General features: G+C 44.0%; 16 protein-coding genes and 1 pseudogene. 15 read left to right on the forward strand and 2 right to left on the reverse strand.

From position 1 onward, the window contains the following. Window positions 1-264: 264 nt before the first annotated feature. Together IM456_RS14775 and IM456_RS14780 are read right to left on the reverse strand one after the other, a co-directional pair. Window positions 265-1968: an SLC26/SulP family anion transporter gene (locus IM456_RS14775; protein WP_149985633.1), complete on the reverse strand. Its 1704-nt coding sequence runs from the start codon at window positions 1966-1968 to the stop codon at window positions 265-267. Window positions 1969-2067: 99 nt separating this feature from the next. Then, window positions 2068-2790, reverse strand: a pseudogene (locus IM456_RS14780) (RNA-guided endonuclease InsQ/TnpB family protein); the annotation flags it as partial. A 134-nt stretch (window positions 2791-2924) separates the two neighbouring features. Here IM456_RS14780 and IM456_RS14785 point away from each other — a divergent pair. From IM456_RS14785 to IM456_RS14855, 15 genes are all read left to right on the forward strand, one after another. Further along, window positions 2925-3053, forward strand: coding sequence for a hypothetical protein (locus IM456_RS14785; protein ID WP_287691626.1), 129 nt, complete (start codon window positions 2925-2927; stop codon window positions 3051-3053). Between the two features lie 518 nt (window positions 3054-3571). Beyond that, a complete protein-coding gene (locus IM456_RS14790) occupies window positions 3572-4426 on the forward strand; it encodes a type 1 glutamine amidotransferase domain-containing protein (protein WP_287691627.1) in 855 nt (284 codons plus the stop codon). A 39-nt stretch (window positions 4427-4465) separates the two neighbouring features. Next, window positions 4466-6163 (forward strand): thiamine pyrophosphate-binding protein, encoded by a 1698-nt coding sequence (locus tag IM456_RS14795; protein ID WP_287691628.1) that lies wholly within the window; start codon window positions 4466-4468, stop codon window positions 6161-6163. A 98-nt stretch (window positions 6164-6261) separates the two neighbouring features. Next, window positions 6262-6657, forward strand: a complete 396-nt coding sequence (locus IM456_RS14800; RefSeq protein ID WP_149977927.1) for a hypothetical protein — start codon at window positions 6262-6264, stop codon at window positions 6655-6657. 87 nt (window positions 6658-6744) lie between these two features. Continuing rightward, window positions 6745-7782 (forward strand): ankyrin repeat domain-containing protein, encoded by a 1038-nt coding sequence (locus IM456_RS14805; RefSeq protein ID WP_149977926.1) that lies wholly within the window; start codon window positions 6745-6747, stop codon window positions 7780-7782. Between the two features lie 41 nt (window positions 7783-7823). Beyond that, the gene (locus tag IM456_RS14810; protein WP_149977925.1) at window positions 7824-8135 is read left to right on the forward strand and encodes a muconolactone Delta-isomerase; all 312 of its coding nucleotides are present in this window, start codon (window positions 7824-7826) and stop codon (window positions 8133-8135) included. Between the two features lie 10 nt (window positions 8136-8145). Next, window positions 8146-9171 carry an aldo/keto reductase gene (locus tag IM456_RS14815; RefSeq protein ID WP_287691630.1) on the forward strand — a complete coding sequence of 342 codons (1026 nt, stop codon included), beginning with the start codon at window positions 8146-8148 and terminating at the stop codon, window positions 9169-9171. An 82-nt stretch (window positions 9172-9253) separates the two neighbouring features. Beyond that, window positions 9254-9595, forward strand: a complete 342-nt coding sequence (locus IM456_RS14820; protein ID WP_287691632.1) for a Nif11 family protein — start codon at window positions 9254-9256, stop codon at window positions 9593-9595. Between the two features lie 11 nt (window positions 9596-9606). After that, a complete protein-coding gene (locus IM456_RS14825; RefSeq protein ID WP_008197439.1) occupies window positions 9607-9918 on the forward strand; it encodes a Nif11-like leader peptide family natural product precursor in 312 nt (103 codons plus the stop codon). A 3-nt stretch (window positions 9919-9921) separates the two neighbouring features. Beyond that, on the forward strand, window positions 9922-11466 hold the full coding sequence (locus IM456_RS14830) for a GMC family oxidoreductase (RefSeq protein ID WP_287691633.1): 1545 nt from the start codon (window positions 9922-9924) through the stop codon (window positions 11464-11466). Window positions 11467-11521: 55 nt separating this feature from the next. Beyond that, the gene (locus IM456_RS14835) at window positions 11522-13102 is read left to right on the forward strand and encodes a GMC family oxidoreductase (RefSeq protein WP_287691635.1); all 1581 of its coding nucleotides are present in this window, start codon (window positions 11522-11524) and stop codon (window positions 13100-13102) included. An 18-nt stretch (window positions 13103-13120) separates the two neighbouring features. Beyond that, the gene (locus IM456_RS14840) at window positions 13121-14137 is read left to right on the forward strand and encodes an alpha/beta fold hydrolase (protein WP_287691636.1); all 1017 of its coding nucleotides are present in this window, start codon (window positions 13121-13123) and stop codon (window positions 14135-14137) included. Window positions 14138-14176: 39 nt separating this feature from the next. Further along, window positions 14177-15055, forward strand: a complete 879-nt coding sequence (locus IM456_RS14845; RefSeq protein WP_110543587.1) for an alpha/beta fold hydrolase — start codon at window positions 14177-14179, stop codon at window positions 15053-15055. A gap of 96 nt (window positions 15056-15151) precedes the next feature. Then, window positions 15152-15571, forward strand: a complete 420-nt coding sequence (locus tag IM456_RS14850; RefSeq protein ID WP_287691637.1) for an ester cyclase — start codon at window positions 15152-15154, stop codon at window positions 15569-15571. Between the two features lie 65 nt (window positions 15572-15636). Next, complete coding sequence (locus IM456_RS14855) at window positions 15637-16482, forward strand: SDR family NAD(P)-dependent oxidoreductase (protein WP_287691638.1); 846 nt, start codon at window positions 15637-15639, stop codon at window positions 16480-16482. Window positions 16483-16517: the final 35 nt, after the last annotated feature.

Raw genomic sequence — 16517 nt, forward strand, 5'->3', positions numbered from 1 at the left:
GTCGCATACCACAGTTAAAAAACCATGTACTGTCTTACACAGAGTCCACAGACTTTCGCCCCATTTCAGAAGCCCGATTCCGTGTGTCCCACGGTACGTTGACCGCCTATAGCTTCTTGTACTTGTTGCGCGCGACTTTTCACCCGGCCAAGCTTTTCTGGTCGGAACCCCCTAAGCCGAGTTTTCAAGGTGCTGCGCCGTCCACTTAGTTTTCGAGACTGGCCTTTTAATTCTAACGTAAAGCCAACCTAGAACGGCGGGGTTTCAGACCCAAAATTTCCGATGAAACGCCTCGATCGCTTCCTCTAGGGTTGGATAAATACGTTCGGTCGAGATCGTCTCGGATAGGTCTCCTTTTTTTAATTGCTGATATAAATCTTGCTTCACCCGCGCCATGGCAAAAGTAATACCACTACCGATTAATTCTCGATGTAATTCTTTCAACATATCGACCGCCGTAATATCGATATCTAGAATCGCTTCGGCGTTGAGAACGAACCACTCGACGGGGACTTTCTCCGCCTCGATCGCCGCTATTACCCGTTTCCGAAAATTCTCGGCGTTGGCGAAACAGAGGGGCGCGTCGTAACGGTAGAGAACCAATCCGGGGATCGTCGTCGCGCCCTGCCAATCCTCGATGTCGTGCAGGCCCGCCAGATTCGGCACTTCCCCCAAAACCGCATCGTGTGGTCGCATCAGCCGTGCGAACAGATCGACCACCGATAACCCCACGGCAACGCCCACCCCGACGAGGATATCGGTGGCCAGGACACCGAACATGGTGACGAGCGCCAATCGGAACTCGCTGGTTTTGAAACAACGCAGACGGTTGAACTCCGAGATCTCGATCAGACGGAGCGCAGCGTAAATCACGATCGCCCCCAAGGCCGCTTTCGGAAACAGGGATAGCAGCGGACGCAAGAACAAAAGTACCAAAATCACGATCAGAAAAGCCACGAGGGAAAACAGTTGCGATCGACTGCCCAGAGAATCGCCGATCGCCGTGCGACTGCCGCTACTGCTGACGGGAAAGCCTTGCATGATGCCGTTACCGATATTCAGCGCTCCCAGGGCGAGTAATTCCTGATTGCCATCGATGCGATAGTTGTTTTTCGCCCCGAACGCGCGCGCGGTCAAGACGTTATCGGAATAGCCGACGAGGGCGATACCGATGGCCGAGGAGAGTAAATAGACGAACTGCTGGGAAGAAAAACCCCTCGGTACTTTCAAACTCGGTAAACCGGCGGGAATTTCCCCGATCACGGCGATGCCTCGCTCGTTCAGCTGGAACAAATATACTGCCGATGTGGCCAGTAGAACCGCGAGTAAAGGGCCGGGGGCATTGGGAAAGCGACGTTGTACCACTAGCAGGAAAATTAAAACACCGGCGGCAAGAATCAGAGTTGGTGGGTGAATCTCCGATAAATGTCCGGAAAATTCCCCGATCTGTCCGAAAAGCGATTCCGCTTTCAGTGACATCCCGCTAATTTTTCCCAACTGACCGACGATCATAATCACCGCTACCCCGGCCATGTAGCCGACGAGGATCGGTTTGGAGAGGAGATCGGCGAGAAACCCCAACTGGGCGAAAGCGGCGACGCAGCAGACGCTCCCCACGAGTAAGGCCAATAGACTGCACAGACTGGCGTAGTTACTACTATCCCCCGCAACCAGGGGCATGATAGCGGCGGCGGTCATTACCGCCGTCGTCGATTCCGGCCCGACGGAGAGTTGTGGCGAGGAACCGAGCAGGGCATAGATGAGCATCGGCGGTAGGATCGCCCATAATCCAGAGATCGGTTGTACTCCAGCCAGTTCCGCATAGGCCAGACATTGGGGAACGAGATAAGCCGCCACGGTGATCCCCGCGATGACATCTCCCCGCAACCAGGCCGAGCGATAGGATCGCAGACGCTTTAACCCGGGTAGAGAAAACCGCTCCCTAGAAAAATTTAATCGAGTCGCCATCCTCATCTCTTCTCCTGTCATCGCAAATGTTCAGAAAATCTCGCCGGTTTAACCCGGTTCTTTCTAGTTTATTTTGCTTGCATCCGAACCAGGAAATTTATCCGCCAAGGTCTTAATCTTGACACACTCTATAGCAAGGGCTAGTTTAGAATTTTTAACCATTCCCGATGTATTTACATACTCTAAAATTATCGTTTGGTTTTCACGGACAATTTTCTTGGATAGTTTCTGCAAGAAATCAGTCCGCGTATCTTTAATCTTAGCGTGGATTTTAGCTACTCGTTTTCTGGCTTTCTCCCTTCTCTTGCTCCCTTTTTTCTTTCTACAAAGGTTTCTTTGTGCTTTCTTTAATCGTTTTAATCGTTTCTTTAAAGGTTTTGGTGCGTCTATCTTTTCTCCTGTTGAGAGAGTCGCAAATGTGGCAATCCCTAAGTCAATCCCTACGGATCGCCCATTGTCGGCAAGTGCTTGGGGTTGAATCTCAACAACAAAACTTAGAAAATAGCGGTCTGTTGAGTTTTTAATTACCGTGACCGATGAAGGTTCCGATGGTAAAGGACGACTCCAAACTACTTTTAAGTTACCAATTTTTGCTAAATAGACTTTTTCTCCCTTAAGCTTAAATCCTGCTTTTGTAAATTTTGCTGATTGCCTATATTTCCGCTTTTTAAAACGAGGATGTTTAACCTTTATACCTTTTATTTTTCCTTGACAGGAGCCAAAAAAGTTAGAGTAGGCTGGTTCTAAGTCTCTTAAAGATTGTTGTAAGGGAATAGCTGAGACTTCCCCTAACCATTCTTTTTCTTTTAAAAAATTTTGCAAATCCCTATCATTTTGGGATTTTGTACCAAAACTCTTTTGCCCCTTGTTTAGTAAATCTGAAAGCATAGCCTTCCTCTCCCAGTGCTAATCTCACCCAATTGATACCCTCGCTCATAACCTGCTTTTCATAATAGGTGATCCTCTCTGAGACGGAAGATGAACCTCTCTTTAATGAACATTTTGAAACGATTGAAGAAATGGAAGAAATTACGATAACCCGTTGTCAGTATCTCGGAACAATGACTAATGAAATTAGTAATTAGTCACCGCAATAAGGACAGCATTATTGAGAATGACTAAACATAGAAGTATTACCGGGTAAGGGGTTCTCAATCAACATATATGAAATACTTATATCTCCTTAAAATCTGCCTCAAAGCCGAAACCCTTATTATTTCGTCGTCAGATGGAAAAATTACAAAAGCAATAAATCCCTGAAAGCATTGATAGGCAACGGTTGTGGGTTTTCAAAACTCAGTGACTAATTACTGAAATTAAAAAGTTGACTAACTATACTTGGCTAACTTATGATTGATTGTTATCAGCTTTTCAAAACAAGATTTAGTATAACTTAACGGTGCTTTATTAAAGTTCATAGACAAGTTACAAAAATTTACCTAAACTCTCTACGCTTCCTCAGTTCTCTGTGTTAGCCTGAGTCCATAAGTAATTTATCTAGACCTGAAGCTCAAAGGAATGATCGCTAACCCTTGTCTAGCCAAGGCTACATCGGGTTGTGGCTTTTATCAGTTCCCTCGTCGGGAGAAAAGGAGAAAAATTCATGTCAAAAAAAGTTCTAGTTATCCTCTCCGAATGGGGATATTGGGGTGAAGAATTGGTCGGTCCCTATGATGTATTGAACGAAGCTGGTTACATCATCGACTTTGCCACCCCCAAAGGGCGCAAACCTGTTGCCTTACCCCCTAGTATGGATGAAACTTTTATCGATCCCGCCTTGGATAAGTATGTCACGAGTGCTCACTACGCCAAACGGACAAGAGAAATTGAACAGTCGGATTTGTTGGCAAAACCCATCGATCTTTCTGGCTGGTTTCCGGCAATGCCCTATTTCAACAGCCCCAATTTTGGGCATGAGCTAGAAGCTTACTATAATAAACGGGAGCAGTGTTGGAAAGAATTAGAACAGTACGACGCACTGGTGATGGTGGGTGGGTCTGGCCCGATGGTCGATATGGTGAACAATGAGAGAGTACATGACGTGATTCTCGGATTTCTCTCTCAGGGTAAGTTAATCACCGCCGAATGTTACGCTGTGACTTGTTTAGCCTTCGCTCGCGATTGGACGGAAAGAAAAAGCATTATTTGGGGTAAACACGTTACGGGTCATGCTCGTGAATACGACTATAAAGACAGTACAGGATTTGCCCAGATGTATGGCTTCGATGGAAAGCCGATGAATACCTCCGCTAATTTTGGACCTCCCTTCTATCCCCTAGAATATATTCTCCGAGATGCGGTTGGACCAGAGGGACAGTATCACGGAGGGGTTGGGCATACTCTTTCAACAATCCTTGATTACCCATTTTTAACCGGTCGCTCTACCCAGGATTCAAAACTCGTAGGAGAACTAATTATCCAGGTTCTGGAGCATGGTCTAAGGCGTTACGGTTGGTAATCATCTACCTGATAACTCAAAACAGACTTGGAGAAAATCATGGCGGGGAAAACAGGGCGTTTCGCCATACTAGAACAATTTCTGGCAGATGGATTCACTTATATGTTTGGTAATCCGGGTACATCGGAAGAAGGGTTTCTCGATGCCCTTGGCGATTATCCAGACCTCAAATATATCCTCACTTTGCAAGAATCCGTAGCGGTCATGACGGCCGATGGTTATGCAAGGGCAACAGGAAAACCTGCCCTAGTGCAAATTCACAGTACACCAGGTTTGGGAAATGCGATCGGCGCCTTATATCAAGCCAAACGGGGGCATTCTCCCCTAGTGGTTATTGGTGGGGATGCAGGAATTAAATATCAGGCAATGGATGCCCAAATGGCAGGGGATTTATTAGGCTTTGCCGAACCTGTCACCAAATGGTCAACCCTAGTGATGGAACCCTCCTCTCTATTGCGGGTACTGCGAAGAGCGGTCAAAATTGCCACTACTCCCCCCATGGGGCCGGTGTATGTCTGCCTTCCCGTAGATATTTTAGACGCACCTACAGTGGAACCGGTCAGACCGACTTCTTTACCCTCGACCCGGGTAATCCCCGATGAGGTTTTGGTCAAAGAAATGGCGGAGATTTTGGCCTCAAGCCAAAAACCGATGATTTTTGTCGGAGATGGGGTGTCTTTTTCGGAGGCACAGGCTGAACTTACCCAAGTGGCTGAACTCTTAGGAGCCGAAGTCTGGGGGGCTGATATTGGCGACTTAAACATGAGTTATACTCATCCCCTTTATCAAGGTTCTACTGGCCATATGTTTGGCTATTCCAGTAAACCTATTACTACGAAGGGTGATGTCAACTTAGTTGTTGGCACTTATATGTTGCCCGAAGTCTTTCCTGACTTAGGCGATATCTTTGCACCTGGAGCCAAAGTTCTGCACATTGATCTCAATGCTTACGAAATTGCCAAGAACCACCCTGTAGATATAGGGGTAGTTAGTGATCCCAAATTGACCTTGGCTAAATTGGCAATCATGTTAGAGTCAATACTCAACCCAGAACAGAAAGCGGCAGCCAAAGCGAGAACAGAAGCTATCGGCCAAGCTAAAGCCCAAAACCATCAACGCCAATTAGACGCTGATCGCCAAATTCGAGATCATGTCCCCTTACATCTATCTCGCTTTATGGAAGAGTTAGCCGCCAAACTTCCCGAAGATGCAGTCATCTTTGATGAAGCAATTACTAACTCCCCTGCTATAACCCGTTATTTCCCACCTACCAAACCAAGACACTACTTTGTCACCCGTGGGGGATCATTGGGAGTCGGCATTCCAGGGGCGATTGGGGCTAAATTAGCTCATCCCGATAAAACCGTGATTGGATTTGCCGGGGATGGGGGAGCCATGTACACCATTCAGGCACTCTGGACGGCCGCCCGTCATAACATTGATGTCAAGTTTGTGATCTGCAATAACCGCTCTTATCGCATTTTACAGGAGAACATAGACGCTTACTGGCAGGAAAGAAATATTCCAGAGCGAGACTATCCCTTGAGTTTCGACTTATCTAAGCCAGATATTCACTTTGCCTCTATCGCCCAATCTCTGGGAGTACCGGGGGTTAGAGTTGAAAAACCTGCTGACATAGCCAGTGCTATTGAACAGATGTTAAACCATCCAGGACCTTTTCTGATAGACGTGGTTTTAGAAGCAAATGTCCATCCTGAAAAAATTGGGGTCAAATAGGTTCAAGCTCTGGCTGGGTACGTCAATTTCTCCGAACTACTCTAAGTTTCACTCTGTTCATCCACTGGAACTAATACGAACAAAAAAGGTATTTTATTATGACCACACCAACTTCTAAACGTCAGTTCTTTGAGGAACACATGCGCTATGTCGCCGCACAAGACATAGACACTATGGTTAACCAGACCTATACCGATGATGCAATCCTCTATCATAATTTCCCCTACTTCGACGGACCTCCTCCTTATATTCATCAGGGGAAAGAGGCAATTATCAAAGCTCAAAGAACAATTTTTGATCCACGAAATCACGGTGCTATCGAAGCCGGTGCCCCTTTTAACTTTATTGAAGGAGACGATTTCATTTTTTTCCAAATTCCCATTAAAACCCCAGATAGAGGGAATTGGGTCAATACCGATTTTTGGGCAATTCGGGATAACAAACTAGCATACCAATTTGTCTTTGGCTATCCAGTCAGTTCCCCATCGATATGAAGTCGCTCGAATACGAGGAAAATTGGATGATCAGTCTGTAATTTCCCCCCTGAATGGTTCAACTTACTTGAAAAAAGGAGTTATGAGATGTCAGATGAGCGATTATGGCAAGCGGTGGAGAATGATGACTTCATAGCCATTGAAAGTTTGATTCGAGAAGGAGTGTCTGTTAATACAAGACATCCATCTGGCTTAACCCCGCTACTGCTCGCGGCAGGGCATGGTAACCCCAGAATGGTCAAGCTTTTATTAGATTCAGGAGCAGATGTCTTTACCGTTGACAGTCGTGCAGGAGCATCGGCTTTACACAAAGCTTGTCAGGGGGGTAGTGTGGAAGTAGTCCGTCTACTGGTAGAAGCAGGAGCTTTTATTGATTCGGTGGCTCCAACTACAGGACATACACCTTTGATGGATGCCTTGTGGTTCAAGTACCCTGACATTGTGCAATACCTATTAGACCAAGAGGCCGGGTTGAATCTTTATACCCATTATGGCTTTTCCTTACAGCAACATTTTGAGTATGAACTCAATGTCAATATCATTGGCAGAGAGCGGTTACTTGAAGCCGAACAAATGCTCAATCAGCGTCGGGATTCTGATCGACAAAAGAGCGAAAGCCAAAAACTCATGGCTGCGGTAAATAACAATGACTTAACAACCGTCAAACAACTGATTGAGTCGGGAGTTGATATCGACCAAAGATATCCAATGGTCAATGGCTTTAACGATCATCATACTCCCTTGCTAGTTGCTTGTCGTGACGGACACGCAGAGATTGTCGTCGAACTGCTCAAAGCAGGCGCAGATGTCAACGCTGTCGAGCCAGTCTTTGGGGCAGTTCCTCTACATAAATCTGTTTACAACGGCCATGTTGAAATTACTCAGATGTTGGTAGAGCAAGATAGGATTAATCTCAATTATCAAGGAGCAACTAATGGTTATACAGCCGTGCATGATTCCCTCTGGCATGGCTATGATCAATGTGCCACAATTTTGATTAATTCAGGAGCTAGACTCGATCTAAGGGGACATGATGGTAAAACCCCATTAGATATCGCTACAGAAGTTTTTGGTTCAGACCATCAGATTGTTAAATTCATCCAATCCAAGCTTGATAATGCTTGAATTTCAATGGCAATGAAAACTTAGTTATGAGGTTTTGAATTATGCTGTTTTACGTTCAAATGCGTTGGAACATAGATGGAAGATTGACGTTAGATGAACTGTGGGATTTAGAAACACAGGAAATAGAAAATGCTCAATCTCTTGATGAATCCGGTACAGTAAAAGCTCAACTTTATAAAGTTGCTGCCCAGAAGCGTATTATCGGTATTATCGATGTGGAATCAATCGATGAATTAGACCGAACAGCACTAGGTCGTTTACCTATGAGGGAATATCTAGAATTTGAGGTGGTTTGGCCTTTAAGGGACTATCAGAGTTTCGCTGAAGATGTCAGAAAGCACTATAGAGTATAGAGGGTATAATATGAAATATGCTCAACTCGGAAATTCTGGATTAGTGGTTTCTCGACTATCTTTTGGGGCTATGACATTCGGACAAGGCGAATTGGTTCCTGGACTAACGAATCACATTGACCAACATCAAGCCGATGATCTAATAGCTAGAGTTATTGATGCGGGAGTCAACCTATTTGATACTGCTGACGCTTACACAGGTGGACAGTCTGAGATAATTTTAGGCAAAGCACTCTCAGGCAAACGAGATAATATTCTTATTGCTACCAAGTGCGGTTTTCGCAGTGGGGACAACCTCATCGATACTGGTTTATCCTATCGACATATTATTGGTTCAGTCGAAGGCAGTCTGAAGCGTCTCGGTACGGATTACATCGACATCTATCAGATTCATATTGTCGATCCCCTGACTCCATTGGAAGAAACCCTCCGGGCTTTAGAAGATGTTATCCGACGAGGCTATGTGCGCTATATCGGCTTTTGTAATCTGCCGGCGTGGAAAGCGGCAAAGATGATGGGCATTCAAGAAAGGCTAAACTATTCCCCCTTTATTGTTGCCCAAATGTATTATTCTTTGCTCGGCAGAGATATTGAACATGAAGTTGTCCCCTTGGCTCAAAACCAAAGATTAGGAATTTTAGCTTGGAGTCCTTTATCTAGCGGTTTCCTGAGTGGAAAGTACACCAGGGAGAATCCTGCCCCTGAAGATGCTCGCAGAAACAAGTTTCAATTTCCGCCCATTAATTTGGAACAAGGTTACGCTGTAGTGGAAAAATTAAAGTCTATTGCCGACAAATACAGTGCTTCTGTGGCCCAAGTTGCCCTAGCTTGGATTCTTACTAAGCCCTTCATAAGCTCTGTCATCATTGGAGCTAATAACATGAAGCAATTAGAGGACAATTTGAAGTCCGTTGAGGTTAACCTGACAGCAGAAGAGGTAGTGGCGATTGATGAAATGACGACACCTTCTCCTATCTATCCTGGATGGATGCAGGGGATGGGGAATGACCCTAAAATCACTGATGCTCTAAGTTAAAGTCACGCCAAGGAGACTAGGTATTGAGATTAACTTTGGGTAACAACAAAGAACAATCAAATTTTATCGATAGGGAGTATTTATGTCTCAGGAAAATGTAGCCGCCTTTTTGAACTTACTACTCAACGATTCTGAATTGAGAGAAAAGTTTAAGACAAGAAATTTAGCAGAATTGCTGTTTCATGCTGAAAATATCGGACAAAGGTTTACGTTTGAGCAATTGTCTCAGGTGATAGCGGCAATGGAAATAAGGATAATTAGAGAGAAATTAGGAGAAGACTTTGGCCCCTATAGTAGTTTATGGGTAAAAATGTGGGGTAAATATCGTTTAGAATACATAATAGACAATCTTCTTAGTGGCTTAAGTGAGGAAGAATTAGAGCAGTTAATTCAACCTATTGATCATACAATTGTTATTGATTAAGGAGTTAATCTATGTCTAAAAGAGAAGTTTGCAACTTTTTAAAAGCTCTTGCTGAAGATTCTTTGTTAAAAAATGAGTTGAAGGTAAAAGAAAAAGACGAAGTGATGAGGTATGCCCAGCAAAGATACGATTTTACTCAAAGAGAGTTTGATGATTTTGTGTGGGTTCTGGAAAACTTACTCGCAGATAAACGAGGAGAAAAGTTTGACTTAGCTTTTAGCTTGTGGGAAACTATGTGGGGTAAATATTATCTGGAATTTGTGGTTGATAATGTGATTGGTAGTTTATCTGACCAAGATCTGGAAAAAGTGATAGGGAGCTAAAAAATGAACTTTGAAAAGGCCTTTGATTATATTATTGTCGGTGCTGGGGCATCTGGATGTGTGATTGCCAATCGACTTATTGAAAACCTTGATTGTCACGTTCTACTATTAGAAGCAGGAGATGCTGATAATAACCCTACTATCCATAACACAGATATTCAGTCAATGACTTCCCTGTGGAGTGGCACAACAGACTGGGGATACTCAACAGAAGAAGAACCCTATTTGAATAATCGTAAAATCTCTATTGCTCAGGGAAAAGTTCTTGGCGGTGGTACATCAGTTAATGCCATGATGTACATCAGGGGAAATCGTCGTAACTATGATCACTGGAATGGTTTGGGCAATGAAAACTGGAGTTATCAAGATGTCTTACCCTACTTCAAAAAGTCAGAAAATTATCAAGGTGGATCACCAGAATATAGGGGCAGTGGTGGCGTATTAAACGTGATCGATTATGCCAATCCTTCCCCCGTTTCTCAGGCTTTTGTCGCCGCAGCAGTGGAACTAGGTTATCAGGGTAACGGATGGGACTGTAATGGTCAACAACAGGAAAACGGAGCATTTTTCTATCAATCCACCCGAACCAAAGATAATCAACGTTGTAGCACTGCTGTAGCTTTTATTACCCCAATTTTAGGGAACCCCAATTTAACCGTAGAAACAAAAGCTTTAGTCACTCGGATTTTAATATCGGCAAATAAAGCGATCGGGCTTGAATACTTGCAAGAGGGGAAACTTCATCAAGTTAAAGCCCAATCAGAAATCATTATTAGTAGTGGTTCTTTCGAGTCTCCTAAACTATTAATGCTCTCTGGAATCGGTCCGGCTGAACACTTAAAAGCCCATCACATCCCAGTCATTGTCGATTTACCTGGAGTCGGACAAAATTTACAAGATCATCTTTTATTAGGAGTTGGATATGAATGTAAACAAGAACAACCTTTACCGAACCTACTTTCTGAAGCTGGTTTGTTTACTTGGACTCGGAGTGGAATCACTTCCGCTTCACCAGATCTTCAGTTCTTTTTCGGTCCGGTTCAATTTATCGAACCAGAATATCGCACAGACGGGCCTGGATTTACCTTTGCTCCCATTGTTGCCCAACCCCAAAGTCGAGGCACTATCTCTTTGAGGTCTAATAATCCTCAAGACTTAGCAGTTATTCAGGCCAATTATTTACAATGTGAAACAGATATCAATGTTTTCATTAGAGGAATACAACTAGCCCGAGAATTAGTTGATACTTCTCCCTTTAATGAGTTTCGAGGACGAGAATTAGCCCCCGGATCATCGGTGACAAGTTCCTCAGATTTGAGCGCATATATTCGGCGAGTTTGCTCAACAGTTTGGCATCCAGTTGGAACCTGTAAAATGGGTAGGGATCACTTAGCGGTAGTCAATCCTCAATTGCAAGTTTATGGAATAGAAGGACTAAGAGTTGCTGATGCTTCAATTATGCCAACTATTACCAGTGGAAATACTAACGCTCCTGTCATTATGATTGGAGAAAAAGCGGCTGATATGATTATTACTCTTCAGAAGTAGTAATCAAAATAAATATTAAATCTCAAAAAAATCTCAAGATACAAGGAAGAAATTTATGGCAGATAGTTTTGATTTCATTATTGTCGGTTCAGGGGCAGCAGGTTCCACCATTGCCTATCGTTTAAGCGAAATTGCTGATGCCACCGTCTTAATTCTTGAAGCTGGAGGAACTAAAATTATAGAAGCCGTTGACATTCCCTATCGTTGGAATGAACTCTTGCTCACAGAAATAGACTGGGCTTATATGAGTGTTCCTCAGCCTGGTCTGAATAACAGACAAGTTTATTGTGCATCGGGGAAACTCATCGGCGGCAGCTCTAACATTTATCACATGATCCATACCAGAGGCAGACCTCAAGATTACGATAACTGGGCTTATAATGGTTGTGCTGGTTGGTCTTTTAAAGATGTCTTGCCCTATCTGCAAAAACTAGAAAATCAACAAGATAACACCAATCCAACGGCGGGAAAACAGGGACCCATTAATGTTATCAATGCCCAAGTTGAAGGCAACCCAGTCTCACAAACTTTTATTGATGCCTGTGTAGAAATGGGTTATCCATTAGTGGAAGATTTTAATGTCCAGGAATTTGGCGCAGGTTGGCATCATATAGACATCAAGGATGGCAAGCGCTGTGGAGCGAGAAATGCTTATCTAGAGCCAGCCTTAATACGCTCCAATGTCACCCTAAGTGCTAATTCCCAAACCACAAGGCTATTAATCGAAAATAATCGTTGTGTTGGGGTTGAATATTGGCAAGATGGCATCCTAAAGACCGCTAGAGCTAATCAAGAAGTGATTGTCTGTGCTGGAGCGATTCAATCACCTAAACTGCTAATGCTTTCGGGAATTGGCCAACCTGAGCATCTAGCTCAATTTAACATTCCAGTGGTCGTAGATTTACCCGGTGTAGGGGAAAACTTTCATGATCATCCTCTGATGATTGGACCGATGGGAATGATGGCAGAACCTGGCTCAGATCCCCAAGAAAATATGACAGAAGCAGCTCTTTTCTGGGGATCTCAACCCGATTTAATTGTGCCTGACTTGGAGATCTGTATTGTTCACCGGGCCCCCTTTGGAGAAGGATTTTTTCAAAATGTTATTGAAAGGGTTCAAACCAATCAACCCGTTCCCTCAGTGGCTCAATTAGTTGATCCAAGGATCATTTTAGCCTTGCCTGGGTTAGTTTCTCCCTTATCTCGTGGGTGGATTCGTCTAGCCAGTAGTGATCCTTTAGTAAATCCTTTAGTTAATCCCAACTATGGAGCGGAAAGAGCAGATATTGATCGGATTGTGACTATGGTTAAAATTGCCCGGGATATTTACCAAACCCAAGCCTTTGCCAAATTAGGACTCACAGAAATCAATCCAGGTCGGGATGTGCGAACCGATGAAGAATTGAGAACTTGGATCATTAATAATCTCGGTTCTTACTATCACTTTGTTGGTTCTTGCAAAATGGGAATCGACAATATGTCCGTTGTTGATCCTTGTTTAAAGGTCTATGGAGTAGAAGGTTTACGAGTAGCAGATGGTTCGATTATCCCTACCGTTCCATCCGCTAACCCTCACACCTCCATCATCATGATTGGGGAAAAAGCAGCAGATTTAATCAAACAACAAATTCACTAACTGACAATAAGTAAAAACATGACAGAGCAAAAATCCCTGGAAATCTTTGATTTAGGAGACTTCCGCCTAATCAGTGGACTGACACTTCCTAACGCTAAACTCGCCTATAGAACTCATGGGACGTTAAACGAAGCTAAGGATAATGCTATTCTTTTTCCCCATTTTTTGGCGGGTTCTCCAGACTCTTTAGAGATGTATATTGGCGAAAATCGTCCTCTTGACCCGCGTAAATACTTTATTATCTTGCCAGCACTATTTGCAGGCGGATTGTCATCCTCCCCCAGTAATACTCCGATTCCCTTTCAAAAAGGGGCATTTCCAGAAACCCATATTGCCGATGATGTCATCGCACAACATCGACTCTTAACCGAAGTTTTCGGCATTCGAGAACTACAGCTGGTTTTAGGCTGGTCGGTGGGAGCTTTACAGACCTATGAGTGGGCAGTGCGCTTCCCAGATATGGTTAAACGTGCCGCTTCCATCGCTGGTGCCGCGAAACCTTCCCCTTGGACTTTGATTTGGTTGCGGACTGTGATTGAGGAGCCAATAACCTCTCATCCAGCATGGAATGATGGATTTTATAACGATCCTCAAGCTTTACAGTCTGCCCTACGTCATGTCGGCCATGGGGCGGCGATGACTTTACCACAGGTCGGCTTCTACAGAGATGAGGTCTGGCGTTCTCTTGGCTTTGCTTCTGTGAATGATTTCGTAGTCCGATTCTGGGAAGCTTTTTGGTTGCCATTAGACCCTAACAATCTAGTGGCACAAGCACGTAAAACTATCACTGCCGATCCCAGTGGAGGTGGTGATTTAGCCGAAGCTCTTGGCCGAATCAAAGCAAAGATGTTTGTATTTGCTTTTACTGGTGACAGAATGTTTCAACCTGAAGAGTGCAAGGTCGACGCCCAAAGGATTCCTAATGCCCAATTCCGGGAAATCGGCGGAGTTTCTGGCCACCTAACCACCTTTTCCCTAACTCCTCGAGATGGAGAAGTTATGGGTGAAATTCTGCAGGAAGTGCTTGCTTCCTAGCTATTTTCTGTAACGTTGATTATTTTACCAGAGGCAATCATGTATATTGGTAGGGATTGGTCAATTGAACATAATCTGAGAGCAAAGGTTAGTAATGCAGAACTCAGATATACAGTTATTGGCAAGGGTGAACCTGTACTTTGTATTCATGGTACCAACATTGCTGACAGTCTTATAACCCCTCTACAGTTCTATCCTGATCTTTTTGAAGATTACCAATTCATTAGTTATTACCGGGCTGGTTATAATGGCAGCACCTTAGAAAAGGATAGCTTAAGTATTGAAGAAGGGGCGCAACAGGCTAAAGAATTACTAGAACATTTAGGTATTAAGAAAGCCCATGTTCTTGCCTTTTCCTTTGGCGGTGTGATTGGTTTTCAATTAATGCTTTCCTATCCCGATATAGTACATTCTGCTATACTTCTTGAACCTTACTTTAACCGAGAATCTCCAGCTGCGGTAGAAGCCAACTCCAGAGCCTTTAATCGAGCTATGGAAATGTTTCAAGCAGGGGATAAACTAGGGGCTGCTCAACGTTATATGGAGGATGTCTGCGGTCCTAGTTTCCTTGGGGCTGTGGAGATGACAAATCCCCTGGATGTTTGGGATAGAGTTGCAGTCGCCGCCGATATAGCTTTTACCATAGATTTTCCAGCCATTGTCAATTGGGGATTTAGAATGTCAAAAGCAGACGAATTAGTCAAGAATAAGCCTAAAATGCCAGTCTTAGCTGTGATGGGTCTAGATAGTGAGGCCGCTATGCCCGGTTTTCGAGAAGCTCAACAGTTTCTTATGAGATGGCTACCCCAAGCTGAACGAGCTGGCATTATGAATGCTACTCACGGGATGCAAAGCATGAATCCTATGGAGGTAGGAAAAGCGGCTTTAAACTTTCTCAGAAAACATCCCATGACCTGATCATATTTCCCAGTTTTAAAAGCTTAAAAAAGTAATCTTTTGAGTTTTTTAAACCCTAATTGCTCATAAGTTAAGTATTGAAGGAGACTTCTTGTCATGTTTTTACTGGAAAAAGCTCAACATTTCTTTACCGCTCTCAATGCTCAGAACATGGACGAGGTGGTGGCAATGATTAGCCCATCGGCAGATATACGCACCCCCATCGGCTCTTTTACTGGGGGTGAAGCTTACCGGGAATGGATGTTGATGCACTTCCGGGCTCTGCCAGACTTTACTCATGAAATTTGGGGTCTATCTGCTGAGTCTGGACAGACATTAGCTTTTGAATTACACGCTACGGGAACCCACACCGGCCCCTTAGTTTTACCAAGTGGAGAAATTGCTCCTACAGGCAGAACCCTTGATGTCTCGGCGGTTGATGTGTGGCGATTTGAAGATGGCCTAATCGTTGAATATCATCTGTACTTCGATCTGTTCGACTTTCTGAGACAACTTGGTCTGGAACCAATCACATAGGTTTTACTCAACCCTTTTGACCCCTAAACCATGATCACTTAATTCGAAAATTTTACCCAAAAATCATGACAAATAATCTCAACGACAAAGTAGTTCTCATCACAGGAGTGTCCGCTGGTTTAGGTTTGGCACTGGCTAAAAAACTGCTCACAGAAGGAGCTTATGTGGCTGGTACCTTGCGTAATCGAGAACAGATTGCTCAATTTGAGGACTTAAACCCTCTCAAAGCCTTTGGAGTTGAAATGGATATTACCGATCATGATGCTGTTGAGTCTGGAGTGCAAAAAGTTCTTGATCGTTTTGGACGTATTGATGTTTTAGCCAATAACGCTGGTTCTGGTATGGTGGGGGCGGTCGAAGAGACAAGCGAGGAAGAAGTCAAGAGAATTTTTGATGTGAATTTCTTCGGTGGACTTCGCCTAATTCAAGCAGTTTTACCCACGATGCGTCAACAGCAATCCGGTCATATACTCCAATTCTCCGCCGTTGGCGGTTTTATAGGTTATCCAGGGTTAGGAGTATATTGTGCCGCTAAAGCAGCGACAGACATACTTGGAGAAGTCTTAGCTCAAGAATTAGAACCATTCAACATTAAAACCACCGTCCTCACCATAGGAATTTTTCGTACGGAGTTTCCTGCTAAAGCTTCTTCAACGGCGAAAATTCTGCCGGAATATGTAGGTACTCCTGCGTCCAAATTGCGGGATTTATTCGGATCTTTGACGGGAAAACAACCTAATGATCCTGATAAGGGGGCAGACCTTATTGTCCAAGTTCTGAAATCTGATCATTCTCCTCTACACTTACCATTAGGTGGTGATGCCATCGGTGTGATGCGGGGTAAAATCGCAAAACTGCAAGAGGATATTGCCGCTTGGGAGAATCTGGCCGGAAAAACAGCCTATGAATGAATGCTAACCCTCACCTACTTTTCCAACTTTTTGTC

Origin of the sequence: Microcystis sp. M079S1, from assembly GCF_020246425.1 — a bacterium.
GTDB lineage: Bacteria > Cyanobacteriota > Cyanobacteriia > Cyanobacteriales > Microcystaceae > Microcystis > Microcystis aeruginosa.